Raw genomic sequence first — 19,454 nt, forward strand, 5'->3', positions numbered from 1 at the left:
AGTTGGTTCCTTTACAACCATGAAATTGCACGTTTTGGCGTGCAGACTTGTGAAACGGTCAATAAAGAGTAGTAAAAGTAAGATTGCTATATAGACTCTGACACGCTCAGCCTTTTTGAATCACGCAGGAAAATCTCACGGTGCAGCGCCGGGAGATTCGGTCTGCGCCCAAATATGCTGAATTTAAACGCAAGTCTGCACATCTGTGCATGGCCTGCGTTTTTTGTTTTGTAAAGGGACCGCGAACGGAGGTAAAAATGAACGGAGAAGCAAAGCGCATCCGGCTGGACCAGCGCCGCGCCCCTATCCATGAAGCGCTTGAAAACTTCCGCCGGATGCGCGTTGTGCCCTTTGATGTGCCGGGCCACAAGCGCGGCCGCGGCAACCCGGAGCTGACCGCCTTTTTGGGCCAGCAGTGCGTCGGCGTGGATGTCAACAGCATGAAGCCGCTGGACAATCTTTGCCACCCGGTTTCGGTCATCCGCGAAGCCGAGGAGTTGGCCGCCGATGCGTTCGGCGCGGCCCACGCGTTTCTGATGGTGGGCGGCACGACGAGTTCGGTACAGAGCATGGTGTTGACGGCCTGCAAGCGCGGGGATGAAATCATCCTGCCGCGCAACGTCCACCGCAGTGTGCTGAACGCACTGGTGCTCTGCGGCGCGGTGCCGGTCTACGTCAACCCGGAGGTCGACAACCGCCTGGGCATCAGCCTGGGCATGAAGAGGGAGCAGGTGGCCAAAGCCATTGCCGAGCACCCTAACGCTGTGGCCGTGCTGGTGAACAACCCCACCTACTACGGCATTTGCAGCGATTTACGCGCCATTGTGCGGATGGCCCACGATGCCGGGATGCTCTGCCTGGCGGACGAAGCCCACGGCACGCACTTTTACTTTGGCGGCGGGCTGCCCGTCTCCGCCATGGCGGCGGGCGCGGATATGGCGTCGGTCTCGATGCACAAGAGCGGCGGCAGTCTGACCCAGTCAAGCCTGCTGCTGATTGGCCCCAACGTCCACGCGGGCTATGTGCGGCAGATCATCAACCTGACCCAGACGACCTCCGGCAGCTACCTGCTGATGTCGAGCCTTGATATTTCCCGCCGCAACTTGGCGCTGCGCGGGCGGCAGGTGTTCCACCAAGTCGCCGACATGGCCGAGTACGCCCGTGAGGAGATCAACGCTGTGGGCGGGTACTACGCCTTTGGCAAGGAGCTTTGCAACGGCAACTCCGTTTTTGATTTTGATACGACAAAACTCAGCGTGCACACGCTGGATATCGGCCTGGCGGGCATCGAGGTCTACGACATCCTGCGGGACGAGTACGACATTCAGATCGAATTCGGCGATATCGGCAACATCCTTGCCTATCTCTCCATCGGTGACCGCCCGCAGGAAGTCGAGCGTCTTGTCAGTGCGCTGGCTGAAATCAAGCGCCGCTACCACACCGACGGCGCGGGCCTTTTGAGCCAAGAATACATCGACCCCGAGGTCGCCGCCAGCCCGCAGGAAGCATTTTACGCCCCCAAAAAGAGCCTGCCCCTGCGCGAGACCGAGGGTATGGTCTGCAGCGAGTTCGTTATGTGCTACCCGCCCGGTATTCCGATTCTGGCACCGGGGGAGCGCATCACCGCCGAAATTTTGGATTATATCGAGTACGCCAAGGCCAAGGGCTGCAGCATGACCGGGCCGGAAGACCCCGACATTCTGCGCCTGAACGTGCTGGCCTGACAGAGAGGTTTTACAATGGAAATGTGGTTTTCGGAATTTCACACCCCCGATGTCAAGCACAGCATCCGGGTCAATCGCCAGCTTTACTCCAAGCAGAGTGATTATCAGCGCATCGATATTTTTGAGACGCCGGAGTTTGGCCGCGTGCTGACGCTGGACGGTAACGTCATGCTGACCGAGCGCGACGAGTTCATCTACGACGAGATGATCACCCATGTGCCGATGTCGGTGCACAAAAACGCCAAGGACATTCTTGTCATCGGCGCGGGTGACGGCGGCGTGGTGCGGGAGCTGACCCGCTATGACCGCGTCGAGAGCATCGACCTTGTCGAGATGGACCCCCAGGTCATCGAGGCCTGCCGTGCCTATCTGCCCGGCAACGCCTGCCGCATGGACGACCGCCGCGTACACATCTACTACGAGAACGCGCTGAAATTCATCCGCAAGTGCGAGGACGAGTACGACTTGATTATCGTGGATTCCTCCGATCCGTTTGGCCCATCGGAGGGGCTGTTCACCCGCGAATTTTACGGCAGCTGCTATAACGCTCTGCGGGCGGACGGCATCATGGTCAACCAGCAGGGCAGCCCATTCTATGCCGAGGATGCCACCGCCATGCAGCGCAGCCACCAGCGCATTGCCAGCACCTTTCCCATCAGCAAGGTGTATCAGGCGCACATCCCGACCTTTGCGGCGGGGTACTGGCTGTTCGGTTTTGCCAGCAAAAAATATCATCCCATCAATGATATGGACGCCGCCGCGTGGAACGCGCTGAACATGCGTACCCGCTATTACACCTCTCGGCTACACGTCGGGGCATTTTATCTGCCCGCCTTTCTGGAAGAAATGCTGCGGGAAGTGGAGGTGCGTTAATGCTGCATCGCAATGTAGAAAATTTCATCGGCTGCGACAGCAGCTACCGCACGGCCAGCATTGTTTTATACGGTGCGCCGTTTGACTCTACCACCAGCTACCGCCCCGGCGCACGCTTTGGCCCCGCGGCCATGCGGCACGAAAGTTATGGCCTGGAAACGTACAGCCCCTATCAGGACAAGAATCTGACTGACGGCAATGTGTTTGACAGCGGAGACTTGGAGCTGTGCTTCGGCTCGTCGGAGAGCGCACTCGTGGATATTGAATCCCGGGCGGCGGAGATTTTGCGCGACGGCAAGCTGCCGCTGCTGCTGGGCGGGGAACACCTTGTCACCTTGGGCGCGGTGCGTGCGGCAGTGCGCAAGTACCCGGATCTGCACATTGTGCATTTTGACGCCCACGCCGATCTGCGGGACGATTACCTCGGCGCACAGCTCAGCCACGCCTGCGTGCTACGCCGCTGCCACGATTTGATTGGCGACGGGCGCATCCACCAGTTCTGCATCCGCAGCGGCGATAGGGAAGAGTTTCAGTTTGCCGCACGGCACACCGATATGCACAAGTTCGACTTCACCGGTCTGGCCGAGTTGACCGACTGGCTGTGCCAGGCCGATGTGCCGGTCTATCTGACAATTGATTTGGACTGCCTTGACCCGTCGGCCTTCCCCGGCACAGGCACGCCCGAAGCGGGCGGCGTCAGCTTTTTGCAGCTTTTGCAGGCCATCCGCACCGTGACGAAGGCGAACATCGTTGGCGCGGACGTCAACGAACTGGCCCCCATGCTTGACCAGAGCGGTGTTTCCACCGCCACAGCCTGCAAGGTGTTAAGAGAGTTGCTGCTGGCGTTGGAAAAGTAAAAATCTATTATAAATTCAAACATAAAGGAGTTCCATCATGAGCAAAGTTCTTGTTATCGGCTGCGGCGGCGTGGCAAGCGTCGCCATCTCCAAGTGCTGCCAAGTCAGCGATGTTTTCACCGAACTGTGCATTGCCAGCCGCACGAAGTCCAAGTGCGACGCGCTGGCTGCCAAGCTGGCCCCCAAAACCAAAACCAAAATCACCACCGCCCAGGTCGATGCCGACGATGTGCAGCAGCTGTGTGACCTCATCAACAGCTATAAACCCGACCTCGTCATGAACATTGCCCTGCCGTATCAGGACCTCACCATCATGGACGCCTGCCTTGCCTGCGGCGTCAACTACATGGACACCGCCAACTACGAGCCGGAAAACACCGATGACCCGGAATGGCGCGCCATCTATGAGAAGCGCTGCAAGGAGGCCGGCTTCTCCGCCTACTTTGACTACAGCTGGCAGTGGGCCTACAAGAAAAAGTTTGAGGACGCCGGCCTGACCGCCCTGCTGGGCTGCGGCTTTGACCCGGGTGTGACCCAGGCCTACTGCGCCTACGCTGCCAAGCATGAATTCGATTCCATTGACACGATCGACATTCTGGACTGCAACGGCGGTGACCACGGCTACGCCTTTGCCACCAACTTCAACCCCGAGATCAACCTGCGCGAGGTCTCTGCCCCCGGCAGCTACATGGAGAACGGCAAGTGGGTCGAGATCCCACCCATGAGCATCAAGCGCGAGTACAACTTCGATCAGGTCGGCCAGAAGGATATGTATCTGCTGCATCACGAGGAAATTGAGTCCTTGGGTAAGAATCTGCCCGATGTCAAGCGCATCCGCTTCTTCATGACCTTCGGCCAGAGCTACCTTGACCATATGCGCTGCCTGGAGGACGTGGGTATGCTCTCCACCACGCCCATCAACTACAACGGTCAGGAGATCGTACCGATTCAGTTCCTGAAGGCACTGCTGCCCGACCCCGCCAGCCTCGGCCCCCGCACCAAGGGCAAGACGAACATCGGCTGCATCTTCACCGGCAAAAAGGACGGCAAGGACAAGACCTACTACATCTATAACATCTGCGACCATCAGGAGTGCTACCGCGAGGTCGGCAGCCAGGCTATCAGCTACACGACCGGTGTGCCTGCCATGTGTGGCGCCCTGATGATGCTGACCGGCGAGTGGGTCAAGCCGGGCGTCTACACGGTCGAGGAGTTCAACCCCGATCCATTCCTCGATGCACTGGACAAGTACGGCCTGCCCCGCAGCGAGAACCATGACCCGGTTCTGGTGGACTGATGGCACTGTATGATGCACGGCCGCCGTTTGCGGCCATCGGCGGCACAGTGCCGCCGGAATTTGCCGCTCTGCCCACGCCTTGCTACCTGCTGGACGAAGCCGCCCTGACCCGCAACGCGGAGATTCTGGGCAGTCTTTCCCGGCGCACCGGGTGCAGGGTACTGTTGGCGCAAAAGGCGTTCAGCAACTACGATTTGTATCCGCTGTTGGCACCGCACCTGGCGGGCACCGAGGCCAGCGGCCTGTTTGAGGCGCGGCTGGGTGCGGAGGAAATGCCCGATAGGGAAGTGCATGTTTTCTGTGCAGCCTACCGCGCGGACGAGATGAACGAGCTGCTGCGGTACGCCGACCATATCGTGTTCAACTCACCGGCACAGCTGGCAAAGTTCGGCCCTGCGGCCAAGGCGGCAGGGAAGAGCGTGGGGCTGCGCATCAACCCCGAGTGCTCGACCCAGGACGGCCACGCGATTTACGACCCCTGCGCCCCCGGCAGCCGCCTGGGCACGACCCGCGCCCAGTGGGATGCCGCGGTGGCGGCGAACCCAGCGCTGCCGCAGCTGTTGGATGGTCTGCATTTCCACACCTTATGTGAGCAGGACGCTGACGCGCTGGCCGTGACGCTGGACGCAGTAGCGGAGAAATTCGGCGATTTGCTGCCCAAAATAAAGTGGCTGAACTTTGGCGGCGGGCATCACATCACCCGCCCCGGCTACGACATGGCCACACTGGAACGCTGCATCCGTCGCGCCCAGCACGATTGGGGCGTGACGGTCTATCTCGAACCCGGCGAAGCCTGCGCCCTGAACGCGGGGTATCTCTTGACCCGTGTGCTGGATGTGGTGCAAAACGGCGATACGACGATTGCGATTTTGGACGCCAGCGCCGCCTGCCATATGCCGGACGTCATCGAGATGCCCTACCGCCCGCCGTTGCTGGGGGCGGGCGAACCCGGCGAGAAGCCCTGTACCGTGCGCTTGGCCGGGCCGACCTGCCTAGCCGGGGACGTCATCGGTGATTACGGCTTTGACGCCGTACCCGAAGTGGGAGATTTGCTGGTATTCGGTGATATGGCGATTTATACGACCTGCAAGAACAACACCTTCAACGGTATGCCGTTGCCCGGCATCTATGCCCGCAAGCCTGACGGCACAGTGCGGGAAATCGTGATGTTTGGATATAGAGATTTCAAATATCGGCTGGGGCAGAAAGAGAAAAAATAGAAGAAACGCGAAAGGCTTTGCCCGATTCTGTTGGGCAAAGCCTTTCGACTTTTCGGCATTGCGTACAAAATTCATAAGAATCTTTTGTGTTTTGCGCTAAATTCCGAAGGCCATTGGCGCGGTACAAATAGGTGTGTTACTGTATCCTCAATCGGCATTGGCCGAATGGAGGGAATGAAATATGCTTACCGCACGAATTGAAAAGATACGACAAAACTATGTGATTGCAAAGCCGCAGATTTCCTGTGAACGTGCCGCGCTCTGGACGGAATCCTACAAAAAGAGTGAGGGAAAGCCCGCCTGCATCCGCAGCGCACAGGCGTTTTATGACTGCTGCGCCGGGCTGAGGGGGCATATTTTTGAGGGGGAACTCATCGTCGGGGCCATCGGCGAATACCGCAAGTGCGGTATCCTGACGCCAGAATTTTCGTGGCAATGGGTCGACCGCGAGATGGACCACTTTGCCACCCGCCCGCAGGACCCTTATAGCATGACGAACGACCAGCGCCGTTTTGTGCGGGAAAAAATCTTCCCTTACTGGAAAGGCAAGTCGCTGGAAGAAGCATTCCTTGCGCGGCTGCCTGCTGAACCCCGGCCGGTTTGATCAGTACATGGATCCCTATCCTATAAGTAACGAACAACTGCCCGCGCGTAAAACACAGATGTACGCGCCACAATTAACAATCTTCTGCCAGATGCAGAGAAAACTTTGCAATCTTCGGCCAAAAAGCCCTATACACAATGATTTTGAAGGAACTACCAAAATAAACTTGCGTTTTTTGGGCAGTCTGCTATAATAACAGCATCATCACAGAACACGAACGGGACAAAGGGGTCGCGGACTTGCAAAAGCCGCGACCCTTTTCGTATTCGCACAAAGGCGTGCAGCACCGGATTTGCGGTGCCGTGCGCCTTTTGTTTTGGGTGAAAGAGGGACTATTGTAAAATGGCAAACATCCAGAAAGAGGGGGCACACCATGAAAAAGCGTAATCGAGTTCTTGCACTTACCGTTGCAGCCGCTATGTCCGCGAGCCTACTGGCAGGCTGCGGGTCCAGTGCCCAGCAGGGAGGGGCCGCATCCAGTGAGACAACCACCAGCACTGCCGCTGCGGCATCCGACGGCGGCGAGGATAATATCATTCGCGTTGGTGTTGTCTGCTCGATGACCGGCGGCTCCGCCATCTACGGTGAGGGCGCTCAGAATGCCATTGATATGGCTGTCGAGGAAATCAACGCCGGGGACTCCGGCTACAAGATCGAAATCGTCAACGGCGGCAAGGTCGCAGACGATGCCAAGGACGCCAAGCAGGCCATGAACGCCTACAACAAGGTCATGGCGGATTCGCCGGAGGCCATCGTCGGAAGCTTCTTCTCTTCGGTCACACTGCCCATGGCAGAGCAGGCCTCCAAGGACGGTATGCTGCTGCTGGCGACCGGTGCAACCAATGCCGATGTCACCCTGAAGGGCGCTACGATCTTCCGCAACTGCTTCATTGATCCGTATCAGGGCAAGATGGCAGCGCTGTTCGCCAAGGACAAGGGCTTTACCAAGGCCGCGGTCATCTACGCCAAGGATGATGACTACTCCAACGGTCTGAAGGATGCCTTTATTGAAAACTGCGAGGCCAACGGTATCGAGGTTGCCTACACCGGTGAGTGCATGACCACCGACACCGATTATTCCTCGCAGGCAGCGCAGGCCGTGGCCAGCGGTGCAGAGCTTTTGTATTATCCCTGCTTCCTCGACACCGTTCCGCTGCTGGTTGGTGCAGCCCGCAATGCAGGCTTTACCGGTGCTATCATGGGTGGTGACGGCTGGGATGGCTCCGACACGACCGGCCTTTCCGCACAGTTTGAGGATTGCTACTTTACGAACCACTACTCCAGCGAAGATACAGCCCCGGCTGTCCAGAACTTCGTGCAGAAGTACACGGAAAAGTACGGCACCGAAAGCCTAAACGCCTGTGCCGCCCTGTATTATGACGCTATGTACATGCTGGTGCAGGCCGCCGAGAATGCAGGCGGCACTGATACGGCCAGCCTTGTCAAGGGCATGACCGGCATGAGCTTCACCGGTGTCGGTGGCGACATCATGCTGGACGAGAACGGCGACGCTATCAAGAGCATTGCCATCAACACCTATGTGGACGGCGCAGTCAAGTGGACGGAAACGCTCGGCTCTGACGGCAAGGTCGTTTCCAAGGCTGAATAAAAATTAAAGTCCAAAGACGGATGGGAGATGTACACGGTGGTGCTGCAATCCGCAAGGAACGCCTGCCGTGTACATTTCTTTTTTGAAACACCGTAGGAAAGGGGAATGGACCACAAATGAGCTTCTCATTGTTTTTCCAAAGCCTGATCAATGGATTGAACCAGGGCGCGATTTACGCACTGATTGCCCTTGGTTACACAATGGTCTATGGCATCATCCGTATGATCAACTTCGCGCATGGTGATTTTATCATGATTGGCGCATACACGCTGTTCTACACGATCCCGCTGATGGTCAACGCAGGTATGCCGGCCTGGCTGGCGGTCATTGTCGCCATCGCTGTCTGCGCGGTCGTGGGCGTGCTGGTGGAAACGTTCGCCTACCGCCCCGTGCGCAAGGCCGGGCCGATGTCGGCACTGATCACGGCGCTGGCAATGAGCATCTTCCTTGAGAACCTGGCCATGGTGCTATTCGGTGCCAAGCCGCACAATGTGCAGGCTATCTTCAGCCTGCCGACCGTCACCGTGGGCGGTGTGGCGCTGCCGCTGAATGTGCTGCTGACCATTGCTATCGGGCTGGGCATGATGATTGCTTTGCAGCTCTTTGTCAAGAAAACGAAACTCGGCAAGGCAATGCGTGCTGTGCCGCAGGACAAGGATGCGTCCACTTTGGTGGGCATCAATGTCAACAAAATCATCACGACGACCTTTGCCATCGGCTCCGGGCTGGCTGCCGTGGCCGCGCTGATGTACTGTGCAACCTACCCCCGTGTTACGAATGACATGGGCTCGATGATGGGCATGAAGGCGTTTATCGCTGCTGTGCTCGGCGGCATCGGCATCATCCCCGGTGCGATGCTGGGCGGTATTTTGATTGGTCTTATCGAAATCTTCGTCAAGCTGTTTGCCCCCGGCTGGTATGAGGCCGTGACCTACGGCACCCTGATCGTGATTCTGCTGGTCAAGCCTTCCGGTATTCTGGGCAAGAATGTCGGCGAAAAAGTATAAGGGAGCGTGAACAAGATGACGAAACGACGGCTGGCCTCCTATGGGCTGAATCTGGTCGGTGTCACGCTGCTGTATGCGGCCATTACGCTGACCTTTACCTTCAATGCTTTTGGCAAAAGCACGACCTACATCCAGGGCATTTGTACCACCGCCTGCTATACCATTATCATGGTCACATCGCTGAACCTGGTCGTTGGCTTTATGGGTGAGTTTTCCATGGGCCACGCGGGCTTTGTCTCGGTGGGCGCATATGTCTCTGCCATCGTCTCCGGCGCACTGGCCGGGCATGGGCTTTCTGATTTAGGGCTGCTGCTTGTCGCCATTCTGGCGGGCGGCCTGGCTGCGGGGCTTATGGGCGTTGCGGTCGGCATCCCGGCGCTGCGGCTGCGTGGCGACTATCTGGCTATTGTCACCATGGCCTTTGCCGAAATCATCCGTGTGTGTTTCTGCAACTTTTCCATCACCGGGGGCGGCAAGACGATGAGCGGTATCCTCAAACTTTCGACGTTTGACCGCGCGTTCTGGATCATGGTCGTCTGCGTGACCATCATGTTCCTGTTTGTGCGCAGCCGCTTTGGGCGTACGGTACAGGCTATCCGCGAGGATTACATCGCAGCGTCGGCCTCCGGCATCAACGTGACCTATTACAAGGTGCTGACCTTCGCGGTCTCCGCGTTCTTTGCAGGCATTGGCGGCGGCGTTTACGCCCACTATATGACCGCCATGATTCCCACCAACTTCAACTTCAACTATTCGGCCGAGCTGCTTTCCGAGGTCATCATCGGCGGCACCGGATCGCTGACCGGCTCCATCATCGGCGCGGCGTCCCTGTCCAGTCTGCCGGAGTTGATGCGCGATTTCTCCACCTACCGTATGCTGGCCTACTCGGTCGTGCTGGTGCTCGTCATGCTGTTCCGGCCGGGCGGCATCTTCGGCTGGTGGGAGTTCAGCCTGAACCGCCTGCTGGGCCGCTTGGCCCATCCCAAGGCGAAAGCCAAGAAAGGAGCGTGAGCGATATGGCGGCACCCGTATTGAAAGCCCAACATCTGGGCATCCAGTTCGGCGGCCTGAAAGCCGTGGATGACTTCAACATGGAGATCGGCGAGTCCGAACTGGTCGGCCTCATCGGCCCCAACGGCGCAGGCAAGACAACGGTCTTTAACCTGATTACCGGCGTTTACAAGCCGACCGAGGGCTCGTTCTATCTCTGCGGTGAGCGGATGAACGGAAAAAAGACGCATCAAATCGTCCACGCGGGCATTGCCCGGACGTTCCAGAACATCCGCCTGTTCAAAAAAATGTCGGTCATAGAGAACGTCAAGACCGCTATGCAGGCCCACACGACCTACGGTATGGCGGATGCCATCTTCCGCACCAAGAAATACTGGCAGCAGGAGGCAGAAATCACCGCCCGCGCCAAAGAGCTGCTAGAAGTTGTTCACCTTTCCGGCAAGGAGGACTTGGAGGCCGACAACCTGCCCTACGGTGAGCAGCGCCGCCTGGAAATTGCCCGTGCACTGGCCACCGACATGAAACTGCTGCTCCTTGACGAACCGGCGGCGGGTATGAACCCCACCGAGACCGAGGAACTGCTGGAAATCATCAACTATATCCGCAATGAATTTAAAGTATCCGTCCTGCTCATCGAGCACGATATGAGCCTTGTCATGAAGATCTGCGAGCGCATCCAGGTGTTGGATTTCGGCACGACGATCGCCTCCGGTACGCCGGAGCAGATTGCCAACGACCCGCACGTCATCGAGGCGTATCTGGGCAAGGACGAAGCGAAGGAGGCCGCCGATGCTTGAGATCAAGGACCTGCACGTCAACTACGGCGCAGTTCATGCGCTGAACGGGGTGTCCATGACGGTGAAGGACGGCGAGATCGTTTCCCTGATTGGCGCGAACGGCGCGGGCAAAACCACGACCCTGCGCACGATTACCGGGCTGGAAAAAGCGGCTGGCGGCTCCATCACCTTTGATGGGCACGACCTGCGCAAAACCGAGCCCAGCAAAATTATTACGTTGAAATTGGCGCATGTGCCGGAAGGGCGGCACATTTTTCCCCAGATGACGGTGGAAGAAAATCTTGAGATGGGGGCGTTCACCGACCCAACCGACATGGCGAAAACGATGGCCGACGTCTACGAGCGGTTCCCCCGCTTAAAAGAGCGCAAACGCCAGCTGGCGGGTACGCTCTCCGGCGGCGAGCAGCAGATGCTGGCCGTTGGCCGCGCCCTGATGGGCAAACCCAAGATGATTTTGATGGATGAGCCGTCGATGGGCCTGTCTCCGTTGCTGGTCAAGGAGATTTTTGCCATTATCCGGGAAGTCAACAAGCAGGGCATTACGATTTTGCTGGTGGAACAGAATGCGAAAATGGCGCTGGCAATCTCCGACCGCGCCTATGTGCTGGAAACCGGCACGATTACAATTGAGGGCGACGCCAAGGAATTGCTGAACGACGCCCGCGTGAAGAAAGCCTATCTGGGGCAGTAAGGGGGCCACTATGTATCCGAACTATCCCTACTTCGCCGTGGCCATCACCCGCACCTGCGGGTCGGGCGGCGGCAGTTACATCGGCAAAAAGCTGGCACAGGATTTTGACATCGACCTGTACGACCGGAAACTGTTGCGCCTGGCAGCCGAGGACAGCGGCATCAACGAGAAAATTTTTGCCGCCGCGGATGAGAATACCAAGAAAACGCTGCTCTACCGCGTATCGCAGCATGTCTACGACGGCAGCTTCATCCCGCCGGAGAGCGGCAACTTCATCAGCGACCAGAACCTCTTCAACTATCAGGCCAAGGTCCTGCGGGAATTGCTGGACGAGGAAAGCTATGTCTGCGTAGGCCGCGCGGCGGACTTTGTGCTGAAAGATAAACCCAATGTGCTGACTGTCTACATCGATGCCCCTTATGAGGATCGCATCGAGCGGGAGATGAAGCGCCAGGGCATCGGCCGCAGCCAGGCGATGCACTACATTGATAAGCTGGACCACTACCGGGAGAGCTATTATAAGTACCACACCGGCCGCCAGTGGAAGAGGGTCGAAAACTATGACCTCTGCCTGGACAGCGCCGCCATTGGCTTGGACAACTGTGTCGAGGTCATCAAGAGGGTCATCGAATTAAAATTCGGGGTAAAGGGCCCGCGATAGACAACAAAATCAGGGAGGAAAGAACGATGGAAGCACTTGCATACTATGACGGTAAAATCGGCACGCCGGAAGAATTGACGGTTCCTTTCAATGACCGGGTACACTTCTTCGGCGACGGCGTGTATGACGCGACAGTCGGTGCCAACGGCAAGGTGTATCTGATGCAGGACCACCTCGACCGCTTTTACACCAGCGCCAAGGCATTGGATATCAACATCCCGATGCCGAAAGAGGAACTGGGCAAGCTGCTGACCGACTTGCTTGCTAAAGTGGACGGAACAACGCACTTTGTCTACTGGCAGGTTACGCGCGGTGTCGAGACCCGCAACCATATCTACGCCGAAAATCTCCCCGGCAAGCTGTGGGTATCCATCCGCCAGAACCACCTGAACGACCCCGACGTGCCCATCAAGCTCAACACCGAGGAAGATACGCGTTTCTATCACTGCAACATCAAAACATTGAACCTGCTGCCCAGCGTTGTGGCGGCGCAGCACGCCAAGCGTATCGGCGTGCAGGAGACTGTGTTCCACCGCGGCGATATCGTGACTGAGTGTGCCCACTCCAACGTGTCCATCCTCAAGGATGGCGTATTTTATTCGCACCCCAACGATGAATTTATCCTGCGCGGCATCGCCAAGACCCACATGATCCAGGCCTGCTACCGCCTTGGCATCACGGTCATGGAAAAGTGCTTCACGCTGGACGATCTGATGAACGCCGACGAGATCATCGTGACATCGTCCTCCAACTTCTGCCTGCATGCCTGTGAGGTGGATGGAAAGCTCGCGGGCGGCAAAGACCCGGCCACTCTCAAGGCCATCCAGGATGAGGTGCTGCGCGAATACTACGCCTACACCGGCAAAACGACCGTCGTGGACTGAACGGGGGGTGTGCAAGATGACCCGCGATGAACTGGAAAAACGCAACGTGGGCGAAAACCTTGATGCGCTGATGAATCTTGACCCGCGCGGCTACGGCGTCTGCCGCATTTTATACGCGGGCAGCCGCGCCTTTACCGGCGAGCCGCTGACGATGCACGCCGCGCAGGTGCTGTGTGATTCGATCAAAGAGAACGATCTTGTGTACATTTTGGTCGGCTTTGTGCTGCTGCCCCACAAGGTGCCGGAGATGGACGGCACGGTCAGCGCTATGCTGTTGGCGCGGGCGCTGGTGATGGCGTTCAATGCCAAGCCGGTCATCGTCTGCCCGGCTGACAGTGTGCAGGCCATCGAAAAGTGTGCCGCCGTCGTGGGGCTGCATATCTACGAGGATTTAGACACTGTGCAGGCCTTGCCGTTGAGCATGGGCGTCGTCGCCTTTACGAAGGACAAGGCCGCCGCCCCGGCGCAGGCCGAAGCGCTGGCCGCCCGCAAGCCTGCCGCCGTCATCTCAGTGGAGGCCAGCGGCGCGAACGCGCTGGGCGTTTACCACAACGCCGTCGGCAAGGATGTGACCGCCCTGCAGGCCCGCAGCGATGTTTTGTGGGATATCCTGCGTGCCAACGGCGTGCCGAACATCGCCATCGGCGATCTGGGCAACGAAATCGGCATGGGCACGATTGCCGAGCATATCAAAAAGTACGTGCCATTCACAGCGGAGGGCGAGTGCCAATGCGGCTGCGGCGGTGGCATTTTGAGCGCCACCAAGGCCGACAACATCATCACAGCGACCTGCTCCGACTGGGGCTGTTACGGCCTGATGGCGGCGCTGGCATATCTCAAGAAAGATATGGAGATTCTCCACCATGAGGAGATGGAATCCGAGGTCATGCGGGTGGCGGCACGCAATGGGTTTATCGATATGACCGGCTCACTGCTGCCAGGCATCGATGGCTTCAGCACCCGGATGAATGTGGGCATCGTCAGCCTGATGCGCCAGTGTACGGCCTACGCGGTGCGGTACTCCCACAAATCGGATCACTGGTTCGGCCCGGTGCTGGCAAAGCATTTCTTTGACTGACTATATAATATGGAAGGAGGCGACGGCCATGCTGTCGTTTCAGCTGCATCCGGTGGGGGACTGCGCCCTGCTGGCAGCGTTTGCACAGCGCATTGCGCCAGACATCGGCGCGGCGGTGGCGGCACTGAACAGCCGTGTGCTGGCCGCAAAGCTCCCCGGCGTGGTGGAAACAGTACCCGCCTTTGCCTCGCTGCTCATCACGTATGACCCACTTGTAACGGAATACGATACCATAGCCGACGCCGTGCAAAAGCTGGCTGACGCCGACGGCGCGGACGCTGCGGCAGGGGAGGGGAGGCTCGTTACAATTCCTGTCTGCTATGGCGGCGATTTCGGCCCAGACCTGCCCTTTGTGGCGCAGCACGCTGGGTTGACCGAGGAAGAAGTCATTGCCCTGCACGCCGGGCGGGAATATCAGATCTATATGCTGGGCTTTCTACCGGGGTTTCCGTATCTCGGCGGTCTGGATGAACGGCTGTTCACCCCGCGGCTGGGAACGCCCCGCACGGCCATCCCGGCCGGGGCGGTGGGAATCGGCGGCGAACAGACCGGTATTTATCCCATTGCCAGCCCGGGCGGCTGGCAGCTGATTGGCCGCACGCCGCTCAAACTGTTTGACCCAGCCTCAGGTACGCTGCCTTACGCGGCGGGGGACAGGATACGCTTTACCCCCATCACGGCAGCAGAATTTGCGGCCTTGGCGGCCAAGGAGGGCACAGTATGAGCATCACAGTACTGGAACCCGTCCCCCTGACCACTGTGCAGGACGCGGGCCGGGTGGGGTATGCAGCGCAAGGCTACCGCAGCTGCGGCGCGGCAGACAGCTACGCCTACCGCCTTGCCAACGCGCTGGTCGGCAATGACCCGGGCGCGGCGGTGCTGGAATCCACCCTGCGCGGCCCGGCACTGCGATTTGAGGCGGACACCGTTTTTTCGCTGACCGGGGCGGAAAGCCCTGCCGCGCTGGACGGCGTACCCGTGCCCTATTACGCGCCGCTGCTGGCGAAGGCAGGCAGTACACTGAAAATCGGCGTGGCTGCGTCTGATTTGCGCAGCTACTTGGCTGTGGGCGGCGGCATTGCCACCCCGCCCGTGCTGGGTAGTCGCGCCACCGATGTGAAATGCGGCATCGGCGGCTTGAAAGGCCGCAAGCTGGCAAAAGGCGACACGCTCCCCACCGGGGTATGCGATACCGCCGCGCTCTGGCGGATCATTACGGCCAAACATCTGGACCGCCCGCTGCGGGACAAGGCCGTGTGCCGGGGCACCCATTCTGTGCGCGTGCAGGGGGCACAGACTTTGCCGCTGCTGCGCACCGTACCCGGCCCGCAGGATGCCGCGTTCACCGCGCAAGGGTTACATGATTTTACCCACGGCATCTACACATTGACACCCAACTGTGACCGCATGGCCTGCAAGCTGGCGGGCCCGCCGCTGGCAATGCACCATGGCGCGGACATCCTCTCCGATAGCATTGTGCCCGGTTCGGTGCAGGTCTCCGCCGACGGTCAGCCCATCGTGATGCTGGCCGACCACCAGACCACCGGCGGCTACGCCAAAATTGCAACGGTCATCTCCGCTGACCTGCCCGCGCTGGCGCAGCTGCGCCCAGGTCAGCGAGTATGCTTCACCTTTGTGACCCCTGCCCAGGCCGTACAGGCCGCCCGGCAGCAGACCGCCCTGTGGCAGCAGGTACGAAATCGTTTGTAAAAGGAGGTGTGTTGTATGAAATACTCCGCATTTCCCCCGGCTGAGGTCCGTGCGCTGATCCGGGCGGGTAAGCTGGATGCCCCCACTACCGGCTATTGCGACGGCTATGCCCAAGGTAACCTGGTTGTGCTGCCCAAAGCGCTGGCATGGGACTTTCTGCTATTCTGCCAGCGCAACCCCAAGGCCTGCCCCCTGCTGGAAGTGGCAGATGCCGGGGAGCGCAGCTTCTCCCAATTTGCGCCGGGCAGCGATATCGCGCAGGACATCCCGCGCTACCGCATTTACCAAAATGGCGAACTAATCGAAGAAACTACCGATGTGACGCGGTATTTTGAAGAGCGGGACGATTTGGTCAGCTTCCTTATCGGGTGCAGCTTCTCGTTTGAGTCGGCCCTGCTGGACGCCGACATCCCGGTGCGCCAGATCGAGGAGGGCGTCAACGTGCCGATGTACAACACCAACATTCCCTGCGCGCCTGCGGGGGTGTTCAGCGGCAACATGGTCGTCAGTATGCGGCCCATCCCGTATGCGCAGGTGCCCGCGGCGGTAGCCATCACGGCAGGCATGCCCCGCGTACACGGAGCACCGGTGCAGATTGGTACACCGGAGGCTATCGGCATTACTGACCTAGCCCACCCCGACTACGGCGACGCCGTGACGATACGCCCGGGCGAAACGCCTGTATTCTGGCCCTGTGGGGTCACGCCGCAGGCCGTGGTCATGCACTCAAAACCCGAGTTTTGCATCACCCACGCGCCGGGACATATGTTTGTGACCGATGTGAAAAACACGGCGCTGAAATTTTAAGAGGGGGCTTTGTAATGCCAACCATTGATTTGAACTGCGATTTGGGCGAGAGTTTCGGCGCGTACACCATCGGGATGGACGATGAAATTCTACCCTACGTGACCAGCGCGAATATTGCCTGCGGGTTTCACGCGGGCGACCCGTCCGTGATGAAAAAGAGCGTATTGTTGTGCAAAAAATACGGCGTGCAGGTGGGCGCACACCCCGGCCTGCCCGACTTGCAGGGCTTTGGCCGCCGCAAAATGGCAATCAGTCCCGCTGAAGCTGAGGCCGACGTAGTGTATCAAATTGGCGCACTGAAAGCCTTCTGCGATGCGGCGGGTGTGCCGCTGCACCACGTCAAGCCCCACGGCGCACTCTACAACATGGCTGCCAAAGACCCGGCGCTGGCGGCGGCCATCTGCCGCGCCGTGCAGGCTGCGGCCCCCGGTGCGGTGTTGCTGGCCCTGTCCGGCAGCGAAATGATCAAGGCCGCCCACACCATCGGCCTACCGGTCGCCAGCGAGGTATTTGCCGACCGCGGCTACCAGCCGGACGGAACCTTAGTGCCCCGCGGTACGCCTGGTGCGATGGTTGAGGACGAGGACACTGCCATAGTGCGGGTCTTGCAGATGGCAAAGCAGGGCACTGTACAGGCCAACGATGGCAGCACGGTAACTTTGCAGGCCGATTCCGTCTGCATCCACGGCGACGGGCCGAAAGCTCTTGCCTTCGTACAGAAAATCTCCACCGCCCTGCCCGCTGCAGGAGTGGAAGTCAGAACGTTTACCGCGACCACCAGTGGGGCAACGTAGCCCGCAACAAAATGTGGCATCACTAGCTGTGGGGGCGACCGGACTTTTGCGATTACGCGCTGCTGGTCTTTGCCATCAAGAGCTTACAAGAAAATAAGAGCAGGGCGGAGTAGGGAAATGCTCCGCCCTGCTTTTATGCGTTGTCTGTTGGATGCCACTCATCCCGGATGCCGATATCGGCACAGAGGATCTCGCCGCAGAAGGACGCGGAGCTGGGGGCTATGTGCAGGGGCTTGTAACTGTCAAATGTCACGGTCAGGTCCGCGTGGACGGCACCTTCGGCCACCTCGCCTGTGTCGGTGTTGACGCCGCTGGGCAGGTCAACTGCCAGCACAAATGCGCCGTTTTCCCGCTGGCGGTTTATCAGTGCGCAGGCGGCCAGCCCGGCCGGGCGCAGACTGCCGTGGAACCCGGTACCGTACAGGGCGTCTACCACGGCGTCAAAGGGCTGTGCCGTCAAGGCCGCAGCGTCACGGTATCACGCTCGATGAGGATGAGATCGCCTACATCGCGCTGCATCTGGGCGGTGCGCTGGAAACGCAGAAGGAACTGGCAAACCGTGTGCCTGCCGTGCTGTACTGCCCCAGCTACTACAATAATGGACAGCAGCCCGGCAGGATCGCATCGGTGCAGCCATCACGGGCGAGCACTGGCTGGATTTTACCGCAACGGGTAAGGATAAGGGGCTGCATTTGCTGTGCGCGCATTTCGGTATCCCGCAGGAAAATACATACGCCTTCTGTGACAGCTACAACGATGCCCCCATGCTCCGTGCGGCGGCGCACCCCTACCTGATGAACATTGCGCCTGCCGATTTAAAGGCAGAGTTTGCCACGCAGATCGATAACGTGGCAGGTGTGCTGAAAACACTTGGACACTGAATAACGGCTTTTACGGCTTTTCTTTACAAGCGCGGCGAATCCTTCTATAATGGCGCTATACACTATGAATAGCGAGGAATTTCCATGAAGATGAAAGAAGATGAGAACCGGCGGCTCAACCAGGCGCTTGAGGATGCCGTGCAGGGCCTGCAGAAGGCCCCCACGCAGGAGCAACTTGCCCATACCCTGACCGTTGTGCGCCGCGTCATGCAGGCAGGCGGGCAGTGGATCGCCGCCGTGGAGACAACGCCCGGCGCGTCCGCAGCGCTGCGCCCCAAAATCGTGCAGACCGCCGACGGCGGGCGCTGGTGGTATGCCTTCACCTCGTTTGACGAGCAGATGAGAAGCCCCGATGCCGTGAAATCTACATTCTGGGCTGACATAAACAGTCTGTTTGACGCCGCGCTGGCTGCGGAGGAGATTCAGGGCATCATCCTGAATCCGTGGCACTGTACACTGCAGCTGGATAAAACGCTGATCCGCATCATCAAGCCATAAAAGCAGGGGAGAGGGTAAGTTCGTTCTGTTGCGATTCCAGGAGTCGGTGCTGTTGGTTCCTATCTGCTGTGGGGGCTGACCAACAAGCCGGGGGTGACGGTCAGCGTTGTGGCCGAGGGCACCTGCGCTGTGCCGGGTGTACGATCAACGGCAAAACCTACTGCCCGCAGGAACTGACCCCCGCGTAAGCCCACGGCACAGACCCGCGGCGCCAGTTTTTTTGTAAGCTTTCTGGAAAAATGTTTTGCGCGGAGATTGACTTCGGAAAATTTGTCAAAAAATCTGAAAAAAGGTGTTGACATTTCCTTATGGGCGTGGTATAGTAACTAAGCTGTCTCGCGAGAGACGGCGCAGGACCTTGAAAATTGAACAAAACTGAAACTTGTGGAACCTTGAACGTGGGTTTGGAAACCCACGATAATCAATTCCAAATTTACAAGTAATTCATACA

Annotated in this window: 21 protein-coding genes; 20 read left to right on the forward strand and 1 reads right to left on the reverse strand. The window is 58.8% G+C overall.

Annotated features, from left to right (window positions below; translation table 11 throughout):
- The first annotated feature begins 257 nt into the window (after nt 1-257).
- From ACZO0A_RS11500 to ACZO0A_RS11585, 18 genes are all read left to right on the forward strand, one after another.
- On the forward strand, nt 258-1,724 hold the full coding sequence (locus ACZO0A_RS11500) for an aminotransferase class I/II-fold pyridoxal phosphate-dependent enzyme (protein ID WP_294780291.1): 1,467 nt from the start codon (nt 258-260) through the stop codon (nt 1,722-1,724).
- 15 nt (nt 1,725-1,739) lie between these two features.
- The gene (speE, locus tag ACZO0A_RS11505) at nt 1,740-2,597 is read left to right on the forward strand and encodes a polyamine aminopropyltransferase (protein ID WP_291232191.1); all 858 of its coding nucleotides are present in this window, start codon (nt 1,740-1,742) and stop codon (nt 2,595-2,597) included.
- Nucleotides 2,597-3,454, forward strand: a complete 858-nt coding sequence (speB, locus tag ACZO0A_RS11510) for an agmatinase (protein ID WP_302377326.1) — start codon at nt 2,597-2,599, stop codon at nt 3,452-3,454. Before speE ends, speB begins: the two co-directional genes overlap by 1 nt.
- Nucleotides 3,455-3,491: 37 nt before the next feature.
- On the forward strand, nt 3,492-4,751 hold the full coding sequence (locus ACZO0A_RS11515) for a saccharopine dehydrogenase family protein (protein WP_302377328.1): 1,260 nt from the start codon (nt 3,492-3,494) through the stop codon (nt 4,749-4,751).
- Nucleotides 4,751-5,971 (forward strand): carboxynorspermidine decarboxylase, encoded by a 1,221-nt coding sequence (locus ACZO0A_RS11520; RefSeq protein WP_302377330.1) that lies wholly within the window; start codon nt 4,751-4,753, stop codon nt 5,969-5,971. Before ACZO0A_RS11515 ends, ACZO0A_RS11520 begins: the two co-directional genes overlap by 1 nt.
- 181 nt (nt 5,972-6,152) lie before the next feature.
- Nucleotides 6,153-6,575 carry a pyruvate formate lyase family protein gene (locus ACZO0A_RS11525; protein ID WP_337556006.1) on the forward strand — a complete coding sequence of 141 codons (423 nt, stop codon included), beginning with the start codon at nt 6,153-6,155 and terminating at the stop codon, nt 6,573-6,575.
- Nucleotides 6,576-6,948: 373 nt separating this feature from the next.
- Nucleotides 6,949-8,184, forward strand: a complete 1,236-nt coding sequence (locus tag ACZO0A_RS11530) for an ABC transporter substrate-binding protein (RefSeq protein ID WP_302377332.1) — start codon at nt 6,949-6,951, stop codon at nt 8,182-8,184.
- Nucleotides 8,185-8,300: 116 nt separating this feature from the next.
- Nucleotides 8,301-9,191 (forward strand): branched-chain amino acid ABC transporter permease, encoded by an 891-nt coding sequence (locus tag ACZO0A_RS11535; RefSeq protein ID WP_291211781.1) that lies wholly within the window; start codon nt 8,301-8,303, stop codon nt 9,189-9,191.
- A gap of 15 nt (nt 9,192-9,206) precedes the next feature.
- The gene (locus ACZO0A_RS11540) at nt 9,207-10,202 is read left to right on the forward strand and encodes a branched-chain amino acid ABC transporter permease (RefSeq protein ID WP_302377334.1); all 996 of its coding nucleotides are present in this window, start codon (nt 9,207-9,209) and stop codon (nt 10,200-10,202) included.
- 5 nt (nt 10,203-10,207) lie between these two features.
- Nucleotides 10,208-10,999, forward strand: a complete 792-nt coding sequence (locus ACZO0A_RS11545) for an ABC transporter ATP-binding protein (protein ID WP_294780275.1) — start codon at nt 10,208-10,210, stop codon at nt 10,997-10,999.
- Nucleotides 10,992-11,690: an ABC transporter ATP-binding protein gene (locus ACZO0A_RS11550; RefSeq protein ID WP_294780273.1), complete on the forward strand. Its 699-nt coding sequence runs from the start codon at nt 10,992-10,994 to the stop codon at nt 11,688-11,690. Before ACZO0A_RS11545 ends, ACZO0A_RS11550 begins: the two co-directional genes overlap by 8 nt.
- A gap of 10 nt (nt 11,691-11,700) precedes the next feature.
- Nucleotides 11,701-12,351: a cytidylate kinase-like family protein gene (locus ACZO0A_RS11555; RefSeq protein WP_302377336.1), complete on the forward strand. Its 651-nt coding sequence runs from the start codon at nt 11,701-11,703 to the stop codon at nt 12,349-12,351.
- Between the two features lie 26 nt (nt 12,352-12,377).
- The gene (locus tag ACZO0A_RS11560) at nt 12,378-13,235 is read left to right on the forward strand and encodes an aminotransferase class IV (protein WP_302492855.1); all 858 of its coding nucleotides are present in this window, start codon (nt 12,378-12,380) and stop codon (nt 13,233-13,235) included.
- A gap of 16 nt (nt 13,236-13,251) precedes the next feature.
- The gene (locus tag ACZO0A_RS11565; RefSeq protein ID WP_302377340.1) at nt 13,252-14,313 is read left to right on the forward strand and encodes a DUF4392 domain-containing protein; all 1,062 of its coding nucleotides are present in this window, start codon (nt 13,252-13,254) and stop codon (nt 14,311-14,313) included.
- A gap of 28 nt (nt 14,314-14,341) precedes the next feature.
- Nucleotides 14,342-15,037 carry a 5-oxoprolinase subunit PxpB gene (pxpB, locus tag ACZO0A_RS11570; protein ID WP_302377341.1) on the forward strand — a complete coding sequence of 232 codons (696 nt, stop codon included), beginning with the start codon at nt 14,342-14,344 and terminating at the stop codon, nt 15,035-15,037.
- A complete protein-coding gene (locus ACZO0A_RS11575) occupies nt 15,034-16,023 on the forward strand; it encodes a 5-oxoprolinase subunit C family protein (protein ID WP_302377342.1) in 990 nt (329 codons plus the stop codon). The genes pxpB and ACZO0A_RS11575 overlap by 4 nt, the downstream gene beginning before the upstream one ends.
- A 15-nt stretch (nt 16,024-16,038) precedes the next feature.
- Entirely contained in the window at nt 16,039-16,830 is a 792-nt protein-coding gene (locus tag ACZO0A_RS11580; protein ID WP_302377344.1) for a putative hydro-lyase, read from the forward strand.
- A gap of 14 nt (nt 16,831-16,844) precedes the next feature.
- The gene (locus ACZO0A_RS11585) at nt 16,845-17,624 is read left to right on the forward strand and encodes a LamB/YcsF family protein (protein WP_302377346.1); all 780 of its coding nucleotides are present in this window, start codon (nt 16,845-16,847) and stop codon (nt 17,622-17,624) included.
- A 133-nt stretch (nt 17,625-17,757) separates the two neighbouring features.
- Here the strand turns inward: ACZO0A_RS11585 and ACZO0A_RS11590 are convergent, their stop codons facing one another.
- Nucleotides 17,758-18,084, reverse strand: coding sequence for an NAD(P)H-hydrate epimerase (locus tag ACZO0A_RS11590; RefSeq protein WP_291232175.1), 327 nt, complete (start codon nt 18,082-18,084; stop codon nt 17,758-17,760).
- Between the two features lie 193 nt (nt 18,085-18,277).
- Between ACZO0A_RS11590 and ACZO0A_RS11595 the strand changes: the two genes are divergently transcribed.
- A complete protein-coding gene (locus ACZO0A_RS11595; protein ID WP_486846356.1) occupies nt 18,278-18,505 on the forward strand; it encodes an HAD family hydrolase in 228 nt (75 codons plus the stop codon).
- 84 nt (nt 18,506-18,589) lie between these two features.
- Nucleotides 18,590-19,003, forward strand: coding sequence for an SseB family protein (locus ACZO0A_RS11600; protein WP_302377348.1), 414 nt, complete (start codon nt 18,590-18,592; stop codon nt 19,001-19,003).
- The last annotated feature ends 451 nt before the right edge of the window (nt 19,004-19,454 follow it).

Source organism: Gemmiger sp. (assembly GCF_057431175.1).

What these genes read in the sequence shown, in the direction of transcription:
- ACZO0A_RS11500 (WP_294780291.1), top strand. Translation starts at nt 258, where the DNA reads ATGAACGGAGAAGCAAAGCGCATCCGGCTGGACCAGCGCCGCGCCCCT.
- speE (WP_291232191.1), top strand. Translation starts at nt 1,740, where the DNA reads ATGGAAATGTGGTTTTCGGAATTTCACACCCCCGATGTCAAGCACAGC.
- speB (WP_302377326.1), top strand. Translation starts at nt 2,597, where the DNA reads ATGCTGCATCGCAATGTAGAAAATTTCATCGGCTGCGACAGCAGCTAC.
- ACZO0A_RS11515 (WP_302377328.1), top strand. Translation starts at nt 3,492, where the DNA reads ATGAGCAAAGTTCTTGTTATCGGCTGCGGCGGCGTGGCAAGCGTCGCC.
- ACZO0A_RS11520 (WP_302377330.1), top strand. Translation starts at nt 4,751, where the DNA reads ATGGCACTGTATGATGCACGGCCGCCGTTTGCGGCCATCGGCGGCACA.
- ACZO0A_RS11525 (WP_337556006.1), top strand. Translation starts at nt 6,153, where the DNA reads ATGCTTACCGCACGAATTGAAAAGATACGACAAAACTATGTGATTGCA.
- ACZO0A_RS11530 (WP_302377332.1), top strand. Translation starts at nt 6,949, where the DNA reads ATGAAAAAGCGTAATCGAGTTCTTGCACTTACCGTTGCAGCCGCTATG.
- ACZO0A_RS11535 (WP_291211781.1), top strand. Translation starts at nt 8,301, where the DNA reads ATGAGCTTCTCATTGTTTTTCCAAAGCCTGATCAATGGATTGAACCAG.
- ACZO0A_RS11540 (WP_302377334.1), top strand. Translation starts at nt 9,207, where the DNA reads ATGACGAAACGACGGCTGGCCTCCTATGGGCTGAATCTGGTCGGTGTC.
- ACZO0A_RS11545 (WP_294780275.1), top strand. Translation starts at nt 10,208, where the DNA reads ATGGCGGCACCCGTATTGAAAGCCCAACATCTGGGCATCCAGTTCGGC.
- ACZO0A_RS11550 (WP_294780273.1), top strand. Translation starts at nt 10,992, where the DNA reads ATGCTTGAGATCAAGGACCTGCACGTCAACTACGGCGCAGTTCATGCG.
- ACZO0A_RS11555 (WP_302377336.1), top strand. Translation starts at nt 11,701, where the DNA reads ATGTATCCGAACTATCCCTACTTCGCCGTGGCCATCACCCGCACCTGC.
- ACZO0A_RS11560 (WP_302492855.1), top strand. Translation starts at nt 12,378, where the DNA reads ATGGAAGCACTTGCATACTATGACGGTAAAATCGGCACGCCGGAAGAA.
- ACZO0A_RS11565 (WP_302377340.1), top strand. Translation starts at nt 13,252, where the DNA reads ATGACCCGCGATGAACTGGAAAAACGCAACGTGGGCGAAAACCTTGAT.
- pxpB (WP_302377341.1), top strand. Translation starts at nt 14,342, where the DNA reads ATGCTGTCGTTTCAGCTGCATCCGGTGGGGGACTGCGCCCTGCTGGCA.
- ACZO0A_RS11575 (WP_302377342.1), top strand. Translation starts at nt 15,034, where the DNA reads ATGAGCATCACAGTACTGGAACCCGTCCCCCTGACCACTGTGCAGGAC.
- ACZO0A_RS11580 (WP_302377344.1), top strand. Translation starts at nt 16,039, where the DNA reads ATGAAATACTCCGCATTTCCCCCGGCTGAGGTCCGTGCGCTGATCCGG.
- ACZO0A_RS11585 (WP_302377346.1), top strand. Translation starts at nt 16,845, where the DNA reads ATGCCAACCATTGATTTGAACTGCGATTTGGGCGAGAGTTTCGGCGCG.
- ACZO0A_RS11600 (WP_302377348.1), top strand. Translation starts at nt 18,590, where the DNA reads ATGAAGATGAAAGAAGATGAGAACCGGCGGCTCAACCAGGCGCTTGAG.